Origin of the sequence: Paraburkholderia humisilvae (genome assembly GCF_902859855.1) — a bacterium.
GTDB lineage: Bacteria > Pseudomonadota > Gammaproteobacteria > Burkholderiales > Burkholderiaceae > Paraburkholderia > Paraburkholderia humisilvae.
In genome coordinates, this window is sequence record NZ_CADIKH010000003.1 from 74,453 (window position 1) to 96,388 (window position 21,936).

18 protein-coding genes are annotated in these 21,936 nt (G+C 62.2%); 7 read left to right on the forward strand and 11 right to left on the reverse strand.

Features of this window, described 5'->3' with window-relative positions; translation table 11 throughout:
- Positions 1-25 precede the first annotated feature (25 nt).
- Complete coding sequence (locus HV796_RS03595) at positions 26-2,332, forward strand: FdhF/YdeP family oxidoreductase (RefSeq protein WP_175225091.1); 2,307 nt, start codon at positions 26-28, stop codon at positions 2,330-2,332.
- 119 nt (positions 2,333-2,451) lie between these two features.
- Here the strand turns inward: HV796_RS03595 and HV796_RS03600 are convergent, their stop codons facing one another.
- Positions 2,452-3,336 (reverse strand): LysR family transcriptional regulator, encoded by an 885-nt coding sequence (locus HV796_RS03600; protein ID WP_175225092.1) that lies wholly within the window; start codon positions 3,334-3,336, stop codon positions 2,452-2,454.
- A gap of 167 nt (positions 3,337-3,503) precedes the next feature.
- Between HV796_RS03600 and HV796_RS03605 the strand changes: the two genes are divergently transcribed.
- Both HV796_RS03605 and HV796_RS03610 read left to right on the forward strand, forming a co-directional pair.
- Positions 3,504-5,027, forward strand: a complete 1,524-nt coding sequence (locus HV796_RS03605; protein ID WP_175225093.1) for an MFS transporter — start codon at positions 3,504-3,506, stop codon at positions 5,025-5,027.
- A 39-nt stretch (positions 5,028-5,066) separates the two neighbouring features.
- Positions 5,067-6,497: an aminotransferase-like domain-containing protein gene (locus HV796_RS03610; protein WP_175225094.1), complete on the forward strand. Its 1,431-nt coding sequence runs from the start codon at positions 5,067-5,069 to the stop codon at positions 6,495-6,497.
- 53 nt (positions 6,498-6,550) lie between these two features.
- On the opposite strand, the gene HV796_RS03615 is transcribed toward HV796_RS03610, so the two are convergent.
- Positions 6,551-6,739: a DUF2970 domain-containing protein gene (locus HV796_RS03615; RefSeq protein WP_175225095.1), complete on the reverse strand. Its 189-nt coding sequence runs from the start codon at positions 6,737-6,739 to the stop codon at positions 6,551-6,553.
- A gap of 197 nt (positions 6,740-6,936) precedes the next feature.
- Here HV796_RS03615 and HV796_RS03620 point away from each other — a divergent pair, with 197 nt between their 5' ends.
- Positions 6,937-7,428 (forward strand): GAF domain-containing protein, encoded by a 492-nt coding sequence (locus tag HV796_RS03620; RefSeq protein WP_175225096.1) that lies wholly within the window; start codon positions 6,937-6,939, stop codon positions 7,426-7,428.
- A gap of 98 nt (positions 7,429-7,526) precedes the next feature.
- Here HV796_RS03620 and HV796_RS03625 read toward each other — a convergent pair whose 3' ends face one another.
- Positions 7,527-7,862 carry a DUF4148 domain-containing protein gene (locus HV796_RS03625; RefSeq protein WP_377693069.1) on the reverse strand — a complete coding sequence of 112 codons (336 nt, stop codon included), beginning with the start codon at positions 7,860-7,862 and terminating at the stop codon, positions 7,527-7,529.
- 54 nt (positions 7,863-7,916) lie between these two features.
- On the reverse strand, positions 7,917-8,267 hold the full coding sequence (locus HV796_RS03630; protein WP_175225097.1) for a DUF4148 domain-containing protein: 351 nt from the start codon (positions 8,265-8,267) through the stop codon (positions 7,917-7,919).
- A gap of 353 nt (positions 8,268-8,620) precedes the next feature.
- Between HV796_RS03630 and HV796_RS03635 the strand changes: the two genes are divergently transcribed.
- Positions 8,621-9,607: a zinc-dependent alcohol dehydrogenase family protein gene (locus tag HV796_RS03635; protein WP_175225098.1), complete on the forward strand. Its 987-nt coding sequence runs from the start codon at positions 8,621-8,623 to the stop codon at positions 9,605-9,607.
- A 54-nt stretch (positions 9,608-9,661) separates the two neighbouring features.
- Here the strand turns inward: HV796_RS03635 and HV796_RS03640 are convergent, their stop codons facing one another.
- The gene (locus HV796_RS03640; protein WP_246355688.1) at positions 9,662-11,056 is read right to left on the reverse strand and encodes a discoidin domain-containing protein; all 1,395 of its coding nucleotides are present in this window, start codon (positions 11,054-11,056) and stop codon (positions 9,662-9,664) included.
- A gap of 533 nt (positions 11,057-11,589) precedes the next feature.
- Between HV796_RS03640 and HV796_RS03645 the strand changes: the two genes are divergently transcribed.
- Positions 11,590-12,405 (forward strand): hypothetical protein, encoded by an 816-nt coding sequence (locus HV796_RS03645; RefSeq protein ID WP_175225100.1) that lies wholly within the window; start codon positions 11,590-11,592, stop codon positions 12,403-12,405.
- A 4-nt stretch (positions 12,406-12,409) separates the two neighbouring features.
- Here the strand turns inward: HV796_RS03645 and glmS are convergent, their stop codons facing one another.
- The 3 genes from glmS to HV796_RS03660 form a co-directional block, all read right to left on the reverse strand.
- Positions 12,410-14,227, reverse strand: coding sequence for a glutamine--fructose-6-phosphate transaminase (isomerizing) (glmS, locus tag HV796_RS03650; RefSeq protein WP_175225101.1), 1,818 nt, complete (start codon positions 14,225-14,227; stop codon positions 12,410-12,412).
- 85 nt (positions 14,228-14,312) lie between these two features.
- Positions 14,313-15,644 carry a hypothetical protein gene (locus tag HV796_RS03655; RefSeq protein WP_175225102.1) on the reverse strand — a complete coding sequence of 444 codons (1,332 nt, stop codon included), beginning with the start codon at positions 15,642-15,644 and terminating at the stop codon, positions 14,313-14,315.
- On the reverse strand, positions 15,641-17,029 hold the full coding sequence (locus HV796_RS03660) for a sigma-54 dependent transcriptional regulator (protein WP_175225103.1): 1,389 nt from the start codon (positions 17,027-17,029) through the stop codon (positions 15,641-15,643). The genes HV796_RS03655 and HV796_RS03660 overlap by 4 nt, the downstream gene beginning before the upstream one ends.
- 192 nt (positions 17,030-17,221) lie before the next feature.
- On the opposite strand from HV796_RS03660, the gene HV796_RS03665 reads away from it, so the two are divergent.
- On the forward strand, positions 17,222-18,037 hold the full coding sequence (locus HV796_RS03665; protein ID WP_175225104.1) for a Crp/Fnr family transcriptional regulator: 816 nt from the start codon (positions 17,222-17,224) through the stop codon (positions 18,035-18,037).
- Here HV796_RS03665 and HV796_RS03670 read toward each other — a convergent pair.
- From HV796_RS03670 to pgaB, 3 genes are read right to left on the reverse strand one after another with little or no spacing between them, the layout of a single operon-like run.
- Positions 17,973-18,599: a Biofilm PGA synthesis auxiliary protein PgaD gene (locus tag HV796_RS03670; protein WP_246355663.1), complete on the reverse strand. Its 627-nt coding sequence runs from the start codon at positions 18,597-18,599 to the stop codon at positions 17,973-17,975. The two genes, HV796_RS03665 and HV796_RS03670, sit on opposite strands and share 65 nt — an antisense overlap.
- A complete protein-coding gene (pgaC, locus tag HV796_RS03675) occupies positions 18,592-19,845 on the reverse strand; it encodes a poly-beta-1,6-N-acetyl-D-glucosamine synthase (RefSeq protein WP_175225105.1) in 1,254 nt (417 codons plus the stop codon). The genes HV796_RS03670 and pgaC overlap by 8 nt, the downstream gene beginning before the upstream one ends.
- Positions 19,845-21,932: a poly-beta-1,6-N-acetyl-D-glucosamine N-deacetylase PgaB gene (gene pgaB / locus HV796_RS03680; RefSeq protein ID WP_175225106.1), complete on the reverse strand. Its 2,088-nt coding sequence runs from the start codon at positions 21,930-21,932 to the stop codon at positions 19,845-19,847. Before pgaB ends, pgaC begins: the two co-directional genes overlap by 1 nt.
- Positions 21,933-21,936 lie beyond the last annotated feature (4 nt).

Sequence of the window (21,936 nt, forward strand, 5' to 3'; positions counted from 1 at the left end):
CGAATGCATCCCGGAGTGAAACCTCGTGGAAGAAACAAAACAGCAAGGGCGCATCGAGCCGTACAAACACGCAGCCGCCGGCTGGGGCGCGCTCAAGTACGTTGCGCTGAATCTGATCAAGGAAAGGGTCGCGGGCACGAACTACCGGACGCTGTTCCGCCAGAATCAGCCTGATGGATTCGACTGTCCGGGCTGCGCATGGCCTGATCGCGAGAAGGCGTCGACCTTCGAGTTCTGCGAAAACGGCGTCAAGGCAGTCGCCGCCGAAGCGACCAGCAAGCGCGTGACGCCTGCGTTCTTCGCGGAGCACACGGTCGCCGAGCTGATGGCGCAAGACGACTACGCGCTCGAGCAGCACGGCCGCCTGACCGACCCGATGGTCTACGACCCCGCGTCGGACAAGTACAAGCCGATCGGCTGGGATGACGCCTATCAGTTGATCGCCCGCCACCTGAACCGGCTCGACGACCCGAATCAGGCCGCGTTCTACACATCGGGCCGCGCGAGCAACGAGGCTGCGTTTCTGTATCAGCTATTCGTGAGGATGTACGGCACCAACAACTTCCCCGACTGCTCGAACATGTGCCACGAAGCGACCAGCCGCGGCTTGCCCGTCACGGTCGGCGTCGGCAAGGGCACGGTGACGCTCGACGATTTCGAACACGCGGATACGATCCTGGTGTTCGGCCAGAACCCGGCGACCAACCATCCCCGCATGCTCGGTGAGCTGCGCGAATGTGCCAAACGCGGCGCGACGATCGTGTCGATCAACCCGCTGCGCGAGCGCGGGCTCGAGCGCTTCGCGAGCCCGCAGCATCCGGTTGAAATGCTGACCGGCGGTAGCACGAAAATCGCTTCGACGTTTATCCGGCCGAAGCTGGGCGGCGACTTCGCGCTGTTGAAGGGTGTCGGCAAACGTCTGATCGAAATGGACGACGCGGCACGGGCAGTCGGTGCCGAACGCGTGCTGGACAGCGAGTTCATCGATGCGCACACATCGAACTTCGCCGCGTTCGCCGACGACTTGCGCGCCGAGTCATGGGACCTGCTGATCGAGGAATCGGGTGTGCCGTTCGATGACATCGACGCGCTCACGCAGATCTACGCGAAGGGCCGCCGCGTGATCTCATGCTGGGGCATGGGCCTCACGCAGCACAAGCATTCGGTCGCGACGATCCATATGCTATCGAACGTGATGATGATGCGCGGCAATATCGGCCGGGAAGGCGCAGGGCTGTGCCCGGTGCGGGGCCACTCGAACGTGCAGGGCAACCGCACGGTCGGCATCGAAGACAAGCCCACCCTGGCGTTCCTCGACCGGCTCGGCCAGGCATTCGCCTTCGAACCGCCGCGCGAGCATGGTCTCGACGTCGTCGAGACGATTGCCGAAATGATTGAAGGCAAAGTCAAAGTGCTGATCGGTCTTGGCGGCAATTTCTCGATCGCGACGCCGGACACGCCGCGCACCTGGGAAGCGTTGCGCGCCTGCGAGCTGACGGTTCACATCACGACCAAACTGAACCGCAGCCACCTCGTGCACGGCAAGGACGCGCTGATCCTGCCGACGCTAGGCCGCACCGAGATCGACATTCAGGGCGGCTATTCGCAAGGCGTGACCGTCGAAGATTCGATGTCGATGGTGCATGTCTCGTACGGGATGAACGTTCCGGCGTCGAAAAACCTGCAGTCGGAAACGGCGATTGTCGCGGGCATCGCGGATGCGACGCTCGGCAGCAAGAAGGTGCCGTGGCACTGGTACGCGGAAGACTACGCGCGCATTCGCGATGCGATCGAAAAGAGCATCGACGGCTTCGACGGGTACAACGAACGCATCACGCACCCCGGCGGCTTCCGGATGCGCATCGCGTCGAGCGAGCGGATCTGGCTCACGCCGACCGGCAAGGCACAGTTCGTCGTGCACCCGATCGAGCGGGACACGCCGATCAAACGCGCCCGCGAACAGCACGGCGAACGCGTGATGACGCTGATGACGACGCGTTCGCACGATCAGTACAACACCACCATCTACGCACTCGACGACCGCTATCGCGGCGTGTTCGGCCAGCGGCGCGTGGTATTCGCGAACACGGAGGACCTGAAGATGCTGGGCCTCGCGGCGGGCGAATGGGTCGATATGGAAACCGTCTGGCACGACGGTATCGAGCGCCGCGCGGACCGCTTCCTGCTGGTCGAATACGACATCCCGCGCGGCTGCCTCGGCGCGTATTACCCGGAAACCAATCCGCTCGTGCCGCTGCATAGCGTCGGCGATATCTGCAATACGCCGACATCGAAATCGATTCCGGTCCTGTTGCATCGGCACGCGGCATAAGGATGCATTGAGCCATGCGGCGCTGCCGATGCCGATGCCGATGCCGATGCCGATGCAGTTGAGCGCCGGACTCGCGCGCGGGTTGACGTAGCGGCGCGCCGCGCGATGACCCCGCCGCTTCATCCTGCCATTGCCGGCGTACGGGTAATCTGATCGATCAGGCTTTTGACCGCCGGCGCCCGCTCGAACCGGCGAAACACCGCCGCCACTCCCGACAGGATCGGCTCACCGGCGATCTCCTTGAACACGACGTTCGGCAAAGCGACCGCTTGCGTCAACACGTTCGGCACGATGCCGACGCCTACGCCCAGCGACACTTCGGTGAGCACCGCGATGAGACCGCCGGGCGCGCTGCCGATGACCGGACTGAAACGGCCGCGCCGCCCCACTTCGAGCGTGCCCTCGCGCTGCTCCGGTACGACGAAGGTTTCGCCGGCAAACGCGCGCGATTTGAGCGGCGACTTTGCCTGCGCGAGCGGATGCTCGGCGGGCAGCACCGCGCAAAAGCGGTCGTGAAACAAAACATGCGTGCGCAACGAACCCGGCAGCTCGACCGGCATCCGGACGAACGCAATATCGACGCGACCGTCTTCGATAAGCGCCGGCAATTCGCCCATCGGGAACTCGCGCGCATCGATCAGCACGTGGGGCCGCGCGCCGCGAAACGCGCGCACCTGATGCTGCAGCACGCCGCTGAATGCGGCCGAGCCGACGAAGCCCAGATTCACGCGCCCCAGTTCGCCGCGACCCGCGCGGCGGCCGATATTCAACGCGCGCTCGAACTGCTCCACCGCCGCACGCGCTTCGATGAGAAACGCTTCACCGGCCTGCGTGAGCGCAACCGAGCGCTTGGTGCGGCTGAACAGCTGCGCGTCGAGCGTACGTTCGATCTGCTGGATTTGCACGGTCAGCGTGGGTGGCGCGATACCGAGCATTTCCGCCGCCTGACCGAAATGCAATTGCTCGGCGACCGCGATGAAGTAACGCAAGTGTCTTAGCTCCACAGCCTTCCTCCGAACACTCTATTAGGTTGCATCTAATTATATTTTCAAACGCCGATAATGAAATGAACCGCCATGACTGGTTGAATGAGGATCGGTGCCGCTGCCCTGGCGGCTTCGCCTCTTCGACCCTGCGCCTGCCCGGCGAGCGCAGCACCCAAAGGCCCCTGATGAGTTCCGTTTCCAACGCGCAGACGACGTCGTCGCGCAACACCCCGCTGCTGCTGACCGCTTCGTTCGGCTGCGCCATGACCGTGCTCGATACGAACGTGGTGGGCATCGTGCTGCCGACTATCGCGCGAGACCTGAACGCGTCGTTTGCGGATATCGAGTGGGTAATCAGCGCGTACGTATTGTGCTTCGCGTCGCTGCTACTGCCCGCGGGCTCGATCGCCGACCGCTTCGGGCGCAAGCGTGTGTTTATCGCCGGCATTGCGCTGTTCGCGCTGGCGTCGCTCGCGTGCGGGATGGCGCCGACCGCGCGGGCGCTGTATGTCGCGCGTGCGCTGCAAGGGGTCGGCGCTGCGTTTCAACTCGCGCCGGCACTCGCGATCATCGGCCACGCGTTCCACGACGAAAGTGAACGTGCACGAGCGTGGGCAATCTGGGGCGGCATCATGGGGCTGACGATGGTGGTATCGCCGCTCATCGGTGGCGTGATCAGTGCATCGCTCGGCTGGCGCTGGGCATTCAATATCAACGTGCCGATTTGCGCGGCGCTTGCGTTCGCGGTGTTGAAAATCGTCGACGAGTCGCGCGACCCGACACCGCGCACGGTCGATTTGCCGGGCATCGGCCTCTTCGCGTTTGCGATGTTCGGACTCACGTGGGCGCTTATCCTTGGCCCGGACCGCGGCTGGACCAGCGCAGCGGTGCTGTTGCGCGCGCTTGCGGGAGTCGGCCTGTTTGCGCTTTTCGCCGCCGTCGAACGCCGTCGCGCGCATCCGATGCTCGATCTCACGCTGTTTCGCGCGTGGCCTTTTGTCGGCGCGATCGTCGCGATGTTTGCGTATGCGGCTTGCGCTCAGGTCATGGCGTCCTTGCTGCCGCTTTTTCTACAGAATGCACGCGGGGAAAGCGCGCTCGATGCAGGCGTCGGCATGCTGCCCTTCGCACTCGCGATGCTGTTGCTGCCCATGATCGGCCGCCGGCTCGGCCAACACCTGGCGTCTTATCAGATCCTCACACTCGGCCTCGTGACCGTCTGCATCGGCAGCGCGGTAATGAGCGTGGCTGCACGCTCAGGCGGCTTCACGGTGTTGCTCGTCGGCATGGCGGTGCTCGGCAGCGGCGGCGGCCTGCTGAACGGCGAAACGCAGAAGGCGATCATGGGCACCGTGCCGCGCGACCGCGCGGGCATGGCGTCCGGCATCAGCACCACAGCGCGCTTCTCGGGCATCCTGCTCGGCTTTTCCGGACTCGGCGCGGTGCTGGCCGTCAGCGTGCATGACGCAGTGCGACGCAATCTCGCCAACGCGCACGTGCCGATCGCGCCGGGCTTTATCGACCGGATCGTCGCGGGCGACTTCGAACGCGCGACACAGTTGTATCCGCAATCAGTGGTGCAGAGCGTCACGCAGCTTGCGCGTGCCGGCTACGGCGCGGGCTTCGGCGACGCATTCGTCACCGCGTCGATGGTCGCGCTGACAGCCGCGGTGATTGTCTTCTGCTCGATGCGTCGCGGCGCGCGATAATGTCGTGCGCGCTTTCGCGCGTTCACGACGGCAATCGCGATGACACGATACGAACAACTCGCCAATACGATGGCCGCGCAGATCCGCTCGGGAAGTCTCGCGGTCGGCGCACGCATGCCTTCGCTGCGGCAGGTGATCGCGCAGCACGGCGTGAGCCAGTCGACGGTATTTCGCGCGTACTACCTGCTCGAAGAGTGGGGGCTGATCCGCGCGCAGGAGCGCTCCGGCTATTACGTCGCGCGCGGTGCCGCCGTCGCGCGCAACCACGCGCAGTCGCAGCCCCGGACACCCGCAGCGCCCGCCAAGGTCGACATCAGCGATCTCGTCTTCTCGGTGCTCGAAGCCGCCAAACATCCGGGCATCGTGCCGCTCGGTTCTGCGTTCCCGTCGCCGTTGCTGTTTCCGCTGCAGCGTCTCGCGAAGTCGCTCGGGCAGTCCGCGCGTTTTGTGAGCCCGTGGAATAGCGTCGCCGATCTGCCGCCCGGCAACGAAACGTTACGCAGCCAGATCGCGTTGCGCTACCTCCGCATGGGCATCGCGCAGCCGCTCGACGAAATCGTCGTCACGAATGGCGCGCTCGAAGCACTGAATTTGTGTCTGATGGCCGTGACGCGGCCAGGCGACGTCGTCGCGATCGAATCGCCCGGCTTCTATGCGGCGTTGCAGGCGATCGAGCGGCTCGACCTGCGGGCCGTCGAAATCCCGGTCGACCCGCGCACCGGGCTCGACCTCGACGCACTTGCGCACGCGCTGCAAACCTATCCGGTGCGCGCGTGCTGGTTGATGACCAATTTCCAGAATCCGACCGGCGTCACGCTCGCAGTCGAAAAGAAGAAAGCGCTGGTCGAATTGCTCGCGCAGCACGACGTGCCGCTGATCGAAGACGACGTGTATGGCGAGCTGCATTTTCAGGCCGACTATCCGCTGCCGGCGCGCGCGTTCGACAATCGCGGCATGGTGATGCACTGCAGCTCGTTCTCGAAGACCCTCGCGCCGGGATACCGGGTCGGCTGGGTCGCGGCGGGCAAGTTCGCGGACAAGGTGCAAAAGCTCAAGCTGATGACGACCCTGTCATCGAGCATTCCGGTGCAGGCCGGCATAGCCGACTATTTGCAGCACGGCGGGTATGACCGTCATTTGCACAAGCTGCGCGCGGCGTTGCTCGCGCAACGGGGCGACATGGAAGCCGCGATCCGGCGCTGGATGCCGGACGGCGTAAAGTGGGCGCGGCCCGAAGGGGGATACTTCGTATGGCTCGAGTTTGCGGACCCGATCGATGCGATGGAACTGCACCGGCTCGCGATCGAGCAGCGTATCAGCGTCGCGCCGGGGCCGATGTTTTCCGCGGCACGCGCGTTTGAAAATTGCGTGCGACTCAACTTCGGTCACCCATGGAGCGCGAAAATCGACGACGCATTGCGCGTGCTGGGCGAACTGGTGCGCCGCACCGTGACCCCCGCGAGGCGCTGAATGGCGGGCAACGCGCTGCGCGAGCCGTTTGTCACGGGATGCGCTTTCGCGCGTCAATGCGCAACCGTGATTGCGATTTTCGCGAGTGCGAACAGCAGCGCGCCGAAGCAGCCCGCCAACGCCACTGCCATTACCGGCAACAACGGCAGCTTGACCGACGCGAAGTCGGCGTCATGCGACGCGCCGCGCCGCACGCCAAAGAAGCTCCACAACACGATTCGCATCATTCTCAGCATCGACATGATCGTTCTCCGGTGGACTGGCCACACGCCCGATATCCGGACGTGTTTCGATGCGCTTATCGTACGGGCGACGCCAACCTCCGCACAGCAGCAGATGCGTGCCGATTCAGCGTAGCAGCGATGCACGCGGCGCGGCTTTGATTTACATTGAGCTTTCGGCGCCGCGCCCTTTTCCCCTTTCCGAAGAGACCCTGACCATGTTCGAAGAAACCGTATCCGCCAATCTGCCCAAGCCGGCTTTCTACGCTGAGCTCGAGCATCAGGCACGCGCGCTGCTTGCCGGCGAGTCGAACCGGGTCGCCAATGCGGCGAATTTTGCCGCATTGCTGTATCACACGATGCCGCAGTTGAACTGGGCAGGCTTCTACTTTCTTGTCGACGGTGAACTGGTCGTCGGTCCGTTTCAAGGCAAACCCGCCCGTGTGCGCATTGCGATCGGACGCGGCGTGTGCGGCACCGCTGCCGCAACCCGTCAGACACAACTGGTGCCCGATGTGCACGCGTTCGCCGATCACATCGCGTGTGATTCGGCGTCGCAATCGGAAATTGTGATTCCCTTACTGACGCGAGCCGGTGAACTGCTTGGCGTACTGGATCTCGACAGCCCAGTTCTCGCGCGTTTTGATGATGAAGACCGGCAAGGGCTGGAGGCGGTTGCGAAGGTATTGGTCGAATCGATCGACCGGTAACGCAAAACGCGGGTGATACAAAACTCAATTCATGCCATTGCGACGACGGAGTGGGGGGCAGCGGGCCCCCGGTCTCCTTCTTCAGCCATTTTCATAGATCAGCCGCCAAAGTAAGGCTCACAGAAACCAATGGGGCCGACACATTCGTTGCCCGGATGACGGGCCTTCGATATACGCGAACCACTCGCACTCGAACCCGACACGCTACCGCCGACGCCGCTCGTCGACATGTTTTGCGCCCAGATCTTCGCTTCGGCTGCCTGGATATCGGCGGGATAGTTGACGTGTTCACCGGACGATGGATCGTAGCCGGCCTGCTCGACACGCGCCAGATCCGCGTTGACTTCCGCACGCGTCAGCGAGCTCTGTGCGAACGACAGAGCAGGAGCCGCAATCGCGCTGGCGGCTAGCGTCAGATAGATAAGCGTCTTCATGATTTCAATTCCTTGATTGGCCAAAAGGGATTCGCAATCCGGAAGCGCCTCGCATTAGCTACCGAAGTAGATATTGCAGAAGCTCACCGGGCCGACACACGTCTGAGGCTTGCTGGACGTGCCGTCAGGCATCGCAATGTGATGGCCGCTCTGGCTCGTACCCGACATGCCAGGGCCTTCGCCGCTATCCGGATGCTGCGCCTGCTGGCGCGCCACCTGATCCTGATAGATCGGCGCGACGTCCGGATACGATGCATCGGATACGAAGCGCGATCCATTGTTTTCAGCCTGAATCAGTTCCTGACGAACTTCCGCACGCGTCGTTTCCTGCGCAAAGGCGTTGGTGAAAACCGTTGTCGAAGCAAGAATGGCAGCGGACATCGTCAGCATCGCAAGCATCTTCATCTTAGACTCCTTAAGTGATCGTGGGGGGTGAGTTCAATGGTGCCCACATCAGCGTGAACATCGCCGCCACGGCCAGTATTCCGGCGTCCGAAAATTATTTGCGTTTCACTGTTGGATAGTGTCCTTTTCAATACCGACCGGTCCTTTTTTGGATACATCTTCGTGATTGACCAATAGGCGTTCCCGTGCGATTTGAAAAAATCGCATCGCATGCTTTTCAATTCGGGAATAAACGCAGTGCGCTACTGTTTGTCAGGTGGAAGCGAACATAGACGACAATACGTTCATCCGCGGACCCGTTTGCACATTTCATTATCCGTCCAGTCCACACCAGGCTCACCGAGGAGACTGTCATGTCCATGCAGGCGCTTGTATTGAATCGTCACCACGGTCCGCTCGAATTGACCCGCTTGCCGAAGCCTGCGCCGAACACCGGACAGGTACTCGTGCGTATCGCGGCGAGCGGATTGAACCCGCTCGATGCAAAGATTCGCGCGGGGCAAGCCGCACACGCGAAACACCCGTTGCCGCTCGTGTTGGGCATCGATCTCGCCGGTACCGTCGAAGCAATCGGGTCCGGCGTCACCGCGTTCAACGTGGGAGATCAGATATTCGGTATGACCGGCGGTGTTGGCGGAATTCAGGGGTCACTCGCGCAGTACGCGGCAGTGGATGCACGCCTGATCGCGCTCAAGCCGCAGAGTCTGTCATTTCATGATGCTGCCGCGCTGCCGCTCGCGTTCATCACCGCGTGGTCGGGCATCGTCGATCGCGCGCATCTGCAAGCCGGACAGCACGTGCTCGTGCACGGCGGCGCAGGGGGCGTCGGTCACGTCGCGGTGCAACTTGCGGCCGCCATGGGCGCGACGGTCTGCGCAACAGCCAGTGCGCGCGACCTCGACTACGTTGCGCGACTGGGCGCAACGCCGATCGACTATCGCGCCCATACGGTCGATCAGTACGTCGCGTCCTGCACCGCCGGTGCGGGCTTCGACGTCGTGGTCGACACAGTCGGCGGCGGGACGCTCGACGCGTCGTTCGCCGCTGTCAAACATTTCGGGCACGTGGTCAGCGCACTCGGCTGGGGTACGCACGCGCTCGCGCCGCTATCGTTTCGCGAAGCGACCTACTCGGGCGTGTTCACGCTGTATCCGCTCTTGAGCGGACAACATCGTGCTCACCACGGTGAGATGCTTCGCGAAGCGGCGCGTCTCGTCGACAGCGGCAAACTGACGCCGTGCGTCGATCCGCGCCGCTTCGATCTGGGCTCGGCCGAAAGCGCGTATCAGGCGCTTTCTGACAGCAGCGCACGCGGCAAGCTCGTGGTCGATATCGCCTGACGCGCGCGCCGGCCCACAGGCGCCGCAGCGGCGCCTAAGCCGATACCGGATGGATTACGAACCCCACACCTGCATCTCGTCCAGCGAATAACCCCAGGCGGTCGCGCGTTTCGTGCCGTACATGCGCACGTAGCGGCCGCTGCCCTTCAGGTTCGCCAGCGACACGTGACCCGAGCCGACGCCGCTCGTTGTTGAGTAAATCGAAGTCCAGTTCACGTTGTCATTCGACGTCTGGATCTGATACCACGCCGCGCCCGCGTCCCAGTAGAGGTCCACCGCGGTGATGCTTTTCACCGCGCCCAGATCGACCATCAGCCACTGCGTACCCGCGGCGTTGCCTTCAATCGAATCCCAACGCGTGCTCTCCGTGTTACCGTCGAACGCCTTGTCCGCCGTCAGGCTCGAGTTGTAGCTTGACGAAGCGCTAGCCGGCTTGCCTTGCGACAGCAGCGTCTTGCCGGGTGTCGACGTGCTCGTGCCGCTCCAGTAGTTCGAGCCGAGCTTCGCCTTCGTCGAGTCCGAATTCACGCCGAACTGCGACAGGTTCCAGCGCTTGCCAGTACTGACATCCGCGACATACAGCTGATATCCACCGTCCGTCGTCGACGACATGAACAGGTAGTTGGTGCCATCGACCGGCGACGGGTCCGAATTGTTGCCCTTGCAGTCGTTGATCGACAGCTGGTTTGGCGTATCGGTCGGGTTGACCTTCGAGTAGATCTGATCGAGCTGGCTCGCTGCACTGAGCCAGCGCGCGTAGAACACCGTACCGTCCTTGCGCACCATCGGATAGTAGGTTTGCAGGCCTGACGGCGCGTCGAACGCGACCTTCTGATGCGTCGCGATGGTTTCCTTGTACAAGCCGAGTCCCGCGCCGGTACCGGTCGCGAAGTACACCGCGCTGCTGTCCGGCGACGGGAACGGCATCGAGCTTTCGATCGACGGCGCGGTATTCGTCACGTCGACCACCGACGTGAACTGCGGACCGCCGCTGGTGAACGACAGCGTGGCTTCCATCACATCGCCGTTCTGCTTGAAGAACAGCTTGCTGCCGTCGCTGCTGAATTTCGGATCTTCGTTGCGGGTCTGGCCGGTGCTGTTGGTCATGTTGATCGGCGCGCTATTCGAGCCGACCTGCCAGATGAACACGTTCCACGCGTTGTTCGTGACACCCATGAACGCGATCCATTTGCCGTCCGGGCTGAACACCGCATTCATCGGATCTTTGATGCCCCACGAGCTCTTTGACACCTGCGTGAGCGTGCGGGCCGTGAAGTCGTAGATGAAGATCTGGCTGGTGCCGTCACCGTAGCTGACGTAGCTGTGGTACGCGAGCTTGCCGGTGAGCGTGGACGGGAAGGAGGCGTTCGATTGGTCGGCGGGACTGTTCACACAGGCTGCCTGGACCTGAACTGCAAGTGCGGAGAGCGCAATGCCGGCGGCGGCGATACGGAGGGCGGGAGAGGTGAGGCGCAAAATTCAGTATTCCTATGATAAATGGCCGTTCGAATCCGATTGACGCGGACGCGGTAAATCTGTCCGATCTCCTTTTTCAAGGAAAAAAGCTCCGCCACTCGGGTCGATGCCGAGGAAAAAAACGCCAATTCGCTGAAGTTGGCGAAGCTGAGGAAAGGACATCAGGACTGCGCACCGTGAAAAACCGGTACGAACCTTCGTTCCTTTCGGGGTGGCAGGTTTCGCTTAGTAGCGCAGGGCTACTAACGGAACCTAACGATAGACAAATGAGCCTGGAGCATACCCGCAGTTATCTGAAAAATAAACCCTCGGGAATGGAAAATGCTCTGGTCAGTTCTGAAACTATGACCTCGGATCGCATCACACTGGGGTCAGACGGAAAGTATTACGTAGCACCCCTATTTTGTTTCTTAAGGGGGTAAAGACCGCAAAACATCGCATCTTTTGTCGTGAGATCGCCGTCTGTCTGCTAGAGTGAAAAAGTAACTAAAACGCAGGACGTCGAGATGAAAATCCCCGTTCACATCGGTAGTTACCTTGCTTCCGTCTCCAACCGTCTGCTGCGCCGCAATCGTACCCCGTTAGACCGCACCCAATTCGACCGCGATGAATGCGTGAGCCTCGACCATCGCGATCCGCTGTCCCAAACATTGGATGAAAAGAAACGGTCTGATGAAATCATCGTTCCGCCCATTCCGATCGGGTTCGCAATACCAGGCGGTGCGAATCAGCGGTTCGAAAGCAGCCCTTTTTCGGAGCCTATTGGTCCGAACAATAACGCGGCCGCATGGATGGGCCTGGGTGTCGCGGTAAGTGCGTTCGTGTTGGTATTCGGCGGGTACGTCGCGATAGTGGGGATGGGAAACCCCGCGACGCTGCGTCGTGCAGAAGCGTTCATCCCGCGCACGGTGATGGGAATGACGTGGCTGCCTGGCGATCTCGCGGCGTTCCCCGAACTGCCGGCGTCATCGGCCACGACTACGGCGCCGGCATCGGACGCCGGGTTGCTCGCCGACAGGCAAGCGACCTCCAGGAAAGAAAATGCGGTCGCGCCCGCGCAGCCAGCACGCGATCGGACGCGTGCCGGGTCACCGGCGGCTCGGAACGAAGCGACCTTGCATACGGCCGATGCGTGCACCAGCAAGAATCAGCGCGGGTGCTACCGCAAGTACGCGACGAAAGCACCGCCGATCGATCCGTTCGGCGGCGCGGCGGCAAACGGCCCGCGCCGCGTGCAACGCGACTTCGATCAACCGATGCAGTGGCACGGCGAGTCCACTGTTGTGCCACCGCATGCGTCAACCACGTATCTGCACCACTGACCGGTCATTCGACGGTGACCGACTTCGCCAGGTTGCGCGGCTTGTCAACGTCGGTGCCGCGCAGGCAAGCGACGTGATAGGCGAGCAACTGGAACGCGATCACGTGCAACACCGGCGATAGCGGTCCATAGTACGCAGGCATCTGAATCACACGCATGCCCGGCGAACTCGTGAATTGCGTATCGGCATCGGCAATCACATAGAGCTGGCCACCGCGCGCGCACACTTCCTGAACGTTCGACTTGAGCTTGTCGAGCAATACGTCGTTCGGCGCGGTGACCATCACCGGCATAGCGTCGGTGACGAGCGCAAGCGGCCCATGCTTCAGTTCGCCGGCCGGATAGCCTTCGGCGTGGATATACGAAATCTCCTTGAGCTTGAGCGCACCCTCGAGCGCGATCGGAAAGTGCAGGCCGCGGCCGAGAAACAGCGCGTTCTCCTTGCCATGCAGTTCCTCCGCCCACGCCATGATTTGCGGTTCACGCGCCAGCACGCTGCGCAACGCATCGGGCAAGCCCGCGAGTTGACGCAGATAGACGACAGCCTCGTCGTCGCTAATGCGGCCCCGCCGCCGGCCAATCGTCAACGCGAGCAGAAACAGCGCGGCAAGCTGCGTCGTGAATGCCTTGGTCGACGCAACGCCGATTTCCGGCCCTGCCTGCGTAATGAACGCCCAACGGCTTTGCCGGACCATCGCGCTGGCCGCGACGTTGCAGATGGTCAGGGTGAGCGCTTCGCCCATCGATTGCGCGTAGCGCAGCGCGGCAAGCGTATCGGCGGTCTCGCCCGATTGCGATATCGGCACGACCAGTGTGCCGCGCTCCTTTACATGGTCGCGGTAGCGGAACTCGCTCGATATTTCCGCATGCGCGGTCACGCCGGCCAGACGCTCGAACCAGCCGCGCGCGGTCAGCGCCGCATAGTGGCTCGTGCCGCAGCCGAGCATCAGTACCCGTTCGATGCCCGTCAACATCTCGGGTGCGGCGTTGCCGAACGGCTCCGTATCGAGCGAATGAACGTGCCCGGCAGTGCGCGCGACCGCCAGCGGCTGCTCGAAAATTTCCTTCTGCATGTAGTGGCGATACGCACCGAGCTCCGCGTCATCCTCATGCTTCGCGACCGCGCGGATGTCGCGCGCGACTTCGTGGCCGTCGGGGTCGATGATGCGGACCTCGCCGTGCACGATATCGGCAATGTCGCCATCCTCAAGGTAAATAAAGCGCCGCGCGCAATTGGCAAGCGCAAACGTGTCAGATGCGAGAAACGCGCTATCGTCGCCGAGCCCGACGACAAGCGGCGAACCTTGCCGTGCGCCTATCACGCGTCGCGGTTCATCCCGGCAGATCACGGCAATCGCATATGCGCCGCGCAGCACGCGCGTCGTGTTGTGCACGGCCGCGAGCAGATCGCCACAGTAGTGACTGTGAATCAGATGGGCGATCACTTCGGTGTCGGTCTGGCTATTGAATACGTACCCTTGCTCGCGCAAGGACTCGCGCAGCTCCTCGTAGTTTTCGATAATGCCGTTATGCACGACCGCAATCTCGTCACGCGAAAAAATCGGATGCGCGTTGTCGATTGCGGGCACGCCGTGCGTCGCCCAGCGCGTATGCGCGACGCCGGTCGAGCCGTCCAGCGCTTCGGCGGTGACGTCCGTCTCGAGCGCTCGCACCCTTGCGAGCGTCCGCACGCGCCGTGGCGCGCCCTGCTGAAGCACCGCGACGCCGCACGAATCATAGCCGCGATATTCGAGCCTCTTCAGTCCATCCAGCAACATCGGCACAATATTGCGCTGGGTTACTCCTGCCACGATTCCACACATATTCGCCTCCACTGTGACTGCCTGGTTTGCTCTATTGGGATGACTTCACTTCACTCCGTTCCTCCCTCCTTCCTGATCCGATCTGTTATTTCGCGGTCTGTACCATGCAGCGGTCGGCCGGGCCCGCCGCCACCTGTTTTTGCGTGCTGAAATCCGCTTCGAGCAAGCCATCCGGCGATAGCGACACGAAATGCACCATCGCCCCGCTCGCAATGCCGGTTACGCCAGTATTACCCCACGCAAATGGCGCACGTTGCGTGCCGCGCAGCGCGATATGGTCACCTTCGAGACCGAGCGTCATCAGCCGGCCGTCCTGGGTCGGGACAAACACGGTATTGCCTTCGACGGCCATGCTGCTTTCACGCACCAGCGCAGGCAGGCAGTCGAGTTCGGCGGTGCGGCGCCCCTGTCCATCGACCAGAAAGGCAACGGCGCGACCGGTATCGAGTGTTGCGAGCACAACGAACCGGTCGACCGTCGGCACATAGGCGGCGGCGTAAACGTAGTACTGCACGCGATAGCGATCGATGCTTTCCTGAGGGCGCGTCAGTTTGCCAGTGTGAGGATCGAGCAACGCGTATTGCAGGGACGCGATCGTGCTGCCCGGAATGTACTTTTGCCAGACCAGCAGCGCTTGGGTTGGCGAACCGGCGACGACCGGCCACCATTCACGCACGTGAGCCGCAACGTTGATATGCCGTAAGAAACGGCCGCCCCCATCGTAGACGTTCGCGTAGACACCGCCTCCTGTGCCCAGGTTGTCGACACCGCCGCCCTGCACCCAGTCAGCCGAATAAAACACCACAAACTGGTCGTCGACCGCCGCGACGTGCCCCGAATGGCCGCCGGACTCGACGTCTTTCGGATAAGGCCGGATCGGCGTGAGGTCTTGCCGATAAACACCGTAACGCTGGCTCACATTGCGCGGCGCGTTCCAGCCGTCCTCGAACGTGATGAAGAGGGTCCCCTTCGTGTTCTGCGCGACGGATACTGGCTCCTGTGCTTCGGGCCGTTTGATAAAGGCGCGCACGTTCGACAGGTGCGCATCGCCCGCTTGCCACTGACCGACATAGACGTCGTGCGGCCAGCTGCCATCACGGTTCGCGCCGCGCGGCGGCATGCCCGAGCTGCTGAAGAACACCCACGTCTTGCCGTCGCCCGCGTCCGCGTTGCCGATACCATGCATGAAACTGCGCTCATCGCGAACGCCGGGCGCGGGCACCGCCATCACCGCGCCGACGGGCGCAACGAACGGAGTCGATGCAGCCGCAACGACCGGCATGACCTGCGGCGTGGTCGACAACGCCTGCGCGAGCGCCGCGGCGGACATCTGCAATAACAGCGCGACGATGCCGATCGCCGCTAACGGCCCGCGCATCGCATGCGCAAAGGGGCGCTGTATCTGGACGGGGTTCACTTGCGCCGCTCCGGAAAATCTGGCGGCATCAACCCGGCGATGTCCTGCAGCCCGTGCCGCATTCTTAGTCGGTAAAGCGTGATGCGTGAAATGTCGAGTTCCTCCGCCACTTCGTTTGACCGGTTGCCGTGCGCGATCAGTGCCTCGATCAGGCAATTGCGTTCCGCTTCGTCGCGCGCGTCGGCGAGCGTCAACGCGCGGCGCACCGGCGGCTCGCCCAGTCCGAGATCGACCGCGCGGATATACGCCCCATCCGCCATCACGATCGCGCGCCGCACCCGGTTGGCAAGTTCCCTGACGTTGCCCGGCCAGTCGTGCAGCAACATCGCGCGCAATGCGGAAGGGGTGAAGCCGTGAATCCGCGACTTTCGTTCGCCTGCGTACAGACCCAACAAATGAAACGCGAGCAAATGGATGTCGGTGCTGCGTTCGCGCAGCGGCGGCACGTCGATGCGCAGCACGCAGAGCCGGTGGTACAGATCGAAGCGAAACGACTGGCTGCGTACCGCGTCTTCGAGATCGACGTGGGTCGCCGAAATGATGCGCACATCGAGCGGAATCGACACATCGCTACCGAGCCGCTGGATGGTGCCGTCCTGAGCAAAACGCAGCAGCGTGGCCTGGCATTCGAGCGGCAGATCGCCTATTTCGTCGAGAAACAACGTACCGCCGTTGGCCGCCTCGATATGGCCGATCTTGCGGCGCTCGGCATCGGTGAACGCGCCGCGCTCGTGGCCGAACAGTTCGCTTTGCACGAGCGTCGGCGGAATCGCGCAGCAGTTGATCGCGACAAACGGCCCCTGTGCGCGGGACGAAGCGTCGTGCACCGCGCGCGCGGCCAGTTCCTTGCCGGCGCCGGATTCGCCGGCGATGAAAAGCGGCGCATCGGTGTAGGCAACTTTCTGTATTTCACGCTGCAACGCCTGCATCGGATCGCTGCGCCCGATGATGGATTGACCGCCTGCTAGCGGCGGCGCATGGGAAACGCCACGCAACAGTGACGCGAGGCGCAACGCACGCCGCAATGCAGACTCGACGACATCGAACGCATATGGCAAAAATACATAATCGAGGCAGTAGCACCCGATCAACTCGCGCGTTGCGGCTCGCCGCAACTGGTTTGTCGTGACGGCCGCGATCCAGTGCACTTGCGGCGCGCCGACGCAGTGCTCGAGCATGGCGCCCATCGTGCCGGGGTGCTCGTCGCCGATTTCGAGCAGGCCCACATTGGGCGCCGGCGCATGCCGCAAGGTCCGCTCCAGTTCATGCGCGCTGCCGATCAGCTCGACCGACCATCCCGCTTCGCGCAGACGGTCGCACAGGCTCGGGTCATGTGCGGCCGAAGCGTATACGAGCGCCGGCGCGTCACGATTCCTTTTCGGCACGACGTCATCCTCCTCACGGGTGCGTTCCCTTTCCCTGTTGTTCACACAACAACGAATGAACGCGTTCGCTTCGCGTCGAGCTCGATGCGCGGACAATGACGTTCGTGCGCAACGCGGACAAACGTACAATGAAACTTCGTCCCGCCGCCGCGTGTTTGTCGCGCGCGTTCAACATCTCATGAGCAAAGCACCATGAATCGAGACAAGCTGCTTGCCCCTGCCCAGATGAAGCATGCGTCCGAACCCCTCGTGTCCGGTCAATCCGCCACATCCGGCGTGCGCTTCGCGGACTACGACAGCGTGCTCACGTTGCTGTCCCGCCGTCTGCACCTGCTCGAACGTGTCGACGACTTCGTTTGCATCGACCTGCATGCCGGCCAGGTCGTATGCGACTGCAACGAAGTCTTTCATCATGTGTATTTCCCTCTCACAGCTCGTCTCGCTTACGAATGCATCCTCGACGACGGCCGCTCGATCGAGCTCGTCACGATCGGCCGCAACGGATTCGCCGGCTGGCCGGTCGTCACGCGCACCGGATCGATGCCGTTTCGCACCATCGTCACCGCATCCGGCACTGCGTTTCGCTGCAGCGAAGCATCGCTGCTCGCCTGCCTGAAAGAGGAGCCGTGGGTCGAGGCGCGCATGCTGCAATACGTCGAACTGATGTTCGCCGAAATGTCGCAAATGGCGTCGTGCGCGAGGCTCCATTCGATCGAACAGCAGGTTGCATGCCGCCTGCTCACGCTGGCGGACAACTGCCGCGCGGCGCGCATCGAAACCTCGGCCGTGTCGTTGTCCCGCGCACTCGGCGTGACCGCGCGCTCGGTGCGCTCCGCATTGCACGTGCTCGGCGTCGCGGGCGTCGTCACGCACGATCGACATGGCGTGATGATCGAGCAGCGCGCGGCGCTCGAGCAGCGTTCGTGCGAGTGCTACCGGGTCCTCAAAGCTCTGTATCGGTCATCGGACGACTCCCCATTACATAGCGAACCCGGATCGGCATGTTGACCGGCATTTGCATGGCTCCATCCTGCGTGTCGTACCAGCGCGCGTGAGCAGGGTCCACGCCGATCGGTACATCGACGGGTCCGTCGTCGTCGCCCTCCACCTCAGGCTCGGACATCGCGCGCAGCGCAGCGATGAAGCCGTTTGCATCGTGCGATGCGATAAAAACCCGCGCGACCGCGCCACGAGCTCTCAGCGAAGCGGCCGCGAACGGACCAGGCTCGACCGTCAGGCCCGCGGTCCGTCGCAACAGCCGCTGCATGCGTGAACGCGACGCGAACGGGTGAGCGACGCGCGACACGATCATCCAGACCACCAACGCGGCCGCGATCGTGCCGATTGCCGCCGTGTACGACAGCAACTGCTCGACCGGCAGTTCGTTCTCGTTGAACGGCATCAGATAGCGATACGTATAGACACCGATCGCCGCCCACAACGAGCCCACCGTTGCGGGACGCATCAGACGAAACCACACGACCTGCAACAGGCCAAGCTTGACTCCTTTGTCCGCGATGATCTGACTGGGCGTGCGTAGTGACAGGTCGATGACTGGGGCGTTATTCATGCTGAATTCCTCGGTCTGGGCTTGTCCATACCGCACGCTTGCCGCGCCGGCGCAGGACGATGGAAGGCAAGGCAACGACTGTGGTGATCATGTTGATCAACCAGAAAGCAAGCGGATACCACACGGTATCCATGAAATAGAACAGCAGCTTCTCGTCGTAACGGCGATCAATCAGGCAGCCGATGATCAGTTGCAGTACGCAGGTGGCGACCAGCAACATTCCATGCCAGTGCGGCAGCAGGGAGATATGCCAATCGACCGGCAACGGCGTGAGCATGTTGATCACGCCGAGCAGCATCACGAACGTCATCGAATACGCCCACGCGATACCGACCAGATATTCGAGGAACAGCGGCCACATCATGATCATCGATGGCTTCGCGAGATGCGGCGCGTACTTCATCAGCACCTGAATGCCGCCTTTCGCCCAGCGCAGGCGCTGGCGGTACAGACCGTTGAGCGTCTCGGGCATCAGGATCCAGCTCAGCGCGTGCGGCTCGTAAGCGACACGCCAGTCGCAGGTCTGCAGCTTCCAGCTGATGTCGATGTCCTCGGTCAGCATGTCCGAGCTCCAGTAACCGACATCGGCGAGCGCGGACTTGCGGAACATCGTGATCACGCCGGACACCGTGAAAATACGCCCGTACACCTGCTGCGTGCGTTTGATCAGTCCTACGATCGACGAAAATTCGCCGACCTGCATCCGCCCGAGCAGCGATGTGCGCGTGCGGATGCGCGGATTCCCGGTCACTGCCCCAACATTCGGATCGGAGATAAAGTGCTCGAGCATCCATTCGATCGCGTCGCGACCGAGCAGCGAGTCGCCGTCGATACACATCAGGTACGGTGCATCGCTGATGGTCGCCGCCGTCGTAAGGCCGATCGCCTTCCCTTCGTTCTTCGAATGATGGATGACCGTCAGGCGTGGAATCTCCTTTGCCAGCTCGTTGAGAATCGCACCCGTGCCGTCTTTGCTGCCGTCGTTCACCGCGATGATGTCGTAGTTCGCGTAGCCGAGATTCGCGAGATGGTAGATCACGCGACGGACATTCGACTCCTCGTTGAAGCACGGCACGACCACCGACACCTTCGGCATGCCGGCCGCGACGAGTGCCCGATGCGAGCGAGTCCGCCCCTTCTCCAGCGCAAGGTAGTGAACCACCCCTCCAATCATCCAGAAATACGACATAAAGAACGGGTAGAAGAAAATGAAATCCTGCAGACGGGCGATCAGATCGTGCGTCATTACCGGGTCACTCCTTTCTGCTGTTGCGCCTGAAGGAGCGCGTTAATCGAGGTCGGATCGAGCCGCGCACGCAGCGACATCACATCGCGCATCGTCACCATCTTCGGCACGTCAGCCGCGAAGCGGTCCGGGTAGTAGCCGAAGTTCACCACGCCGCGCTGGCGCAGATGGCGCATTTCGTCGAGCAGGCGCTCACTCGGAATCGTTTCGCCCGTTTGCGGGTCCACCACCGGCAGCTGATACACCGTTTGCCGCAAGCCGTTCGGCGTCGTCGCCGTGATATCCGCCAGCGAGTCGAGCCGGCTATTGATGCTGCCGTAGCGCTCGCCGCCTGGCATCGCGAGCAGCGCGACGAAGTCGTAAGCACGCAGAAACGCGTCGTAGCTTTGCGAGAACCGGGCTTCCGCAGTCCGGTCAAGCAGCACATCGGCATACAGATCGCGTATGGTCAGCACGTCGCCGCCGTTCTGGCTGTCCAATACGATCTTCTCGACTTCCAGCGAAAGGTCGACCAGATACTTTGTCTTGCCGACCGTCCAGCGCGTCATCAACTCGGGGTTCGCGCGGATTGCGCCGATGTCGGCAGGCAGCCCCCACCGTTGAAACGTTTGCGCGGCATGGCGGCCCGCGTCCTCGTAATCGTCGAGTAGCGCATCTCCACCGAACAGCAGTCCCGTAAACGCGGAGTACTTGCCGAGATCTTCATAGATTTCGCGAATCATCGCGTGCGCCGCGGGATCGAATGGACTCAACCGGTACATCTTCGCTGCGCGCCGATCGGCGGGCGCGCCCGCTGCGGCGGTCACCTGTTCAATGCGTCCGGCCTGATCCGCAGGTAAGCGGAATGCAAGCAATGGCATCCACGCGTACACCTGCACCTGCGAGCGCGTGTTCAACTGCCAAGCCGCGCGCGAGAACAGATCCGCACGCATCGGCAAATGGCGGTTCGGGAAATACAGCGCCTCCGCGACGCCGGTATTGTTCGGGTCCGAATAGGCCTGAAGGTAAACTGAGCTCGGCCGCATGTCGTAGATACGCTGGATCAGATCACCGAGCTTCTTTTCCTGCACGCTGCCGTCGGGATCGTAAACATCGTCAAGATGAACCCGCACGACGCGTTCCACCGGATTGATCTGACCACGGTTGGTAGCCGGCTCGCGCATCGACCGTTCGAAGCCGCCGACGTCGACGTCATACGTCATCAGAATCCGGCGCAGCCGGTCGAGCGGCACATCCGGCGTATTCGGTCCGGCTTCAAGACTGAATTGCGTGTGCATGCCAAGCGATTGGGAAATCTTGCGCACCGGCTGGTTCTCGGCGCCATAAGGCCAGACCATCGAACGTACGGAGACGCCCGCGTGATCATGCAAACGGCGAATGCTTCCGGCCAGATCGTTTTGCACCCGCGCTTCGAATTCCTCGTCGGTTTCGTAGCGCTTCTGATCCTGCAAATATAAATGCGATGTCGCAGCGGGCAACTCATTGCCCTGAGGATTTGCAATTGCGCCGTGATGCAAGTCATGCGTATGCGACGCCAGTTCCACCAGCGGAGATTTAGCGACCTGCCCCACCTCGTCCCATGACATGAATGTATCTCTCGGTACTTCGAGATTGATCGCAAGACGGATCTTCTGATTAGGCGGCGTATCGACCCATGACGTAACGATACCCATCACCGCCGGGAAACGGAAACGTTCTAGCAGCGGCAACACTTTCGTGTAGTGGCTACGAAAGCCGTCGTCGAAAGTCAGCATCACGGCGCGCGGCGGCAATGGCTTGCCGCCGCTGCGCGACGCTTCGACATCCTTCACGGTGATCGGGTGGTAGCTGTTGTACTGAAGCCACGAAAAGATTGAGGTCAACGTACCCGTGTCGACTGCATACGGGTCAATCATGTTCTGCGAGTTAAACGAAGACAGCAGGTTGTCCCTAACATCGTGAAAACAGATCACTCTGAAGGTCTTGCCGTCGACCGGGTCCGACGGCGGAAGAATATCGACCAGCTTCGCTGGCGCCAGCTTAGGAAATACTGAACACCCTGCCATCGCTCCAAGACAACCACAAATAAAACGTCTGCGCGACTGCATCGTC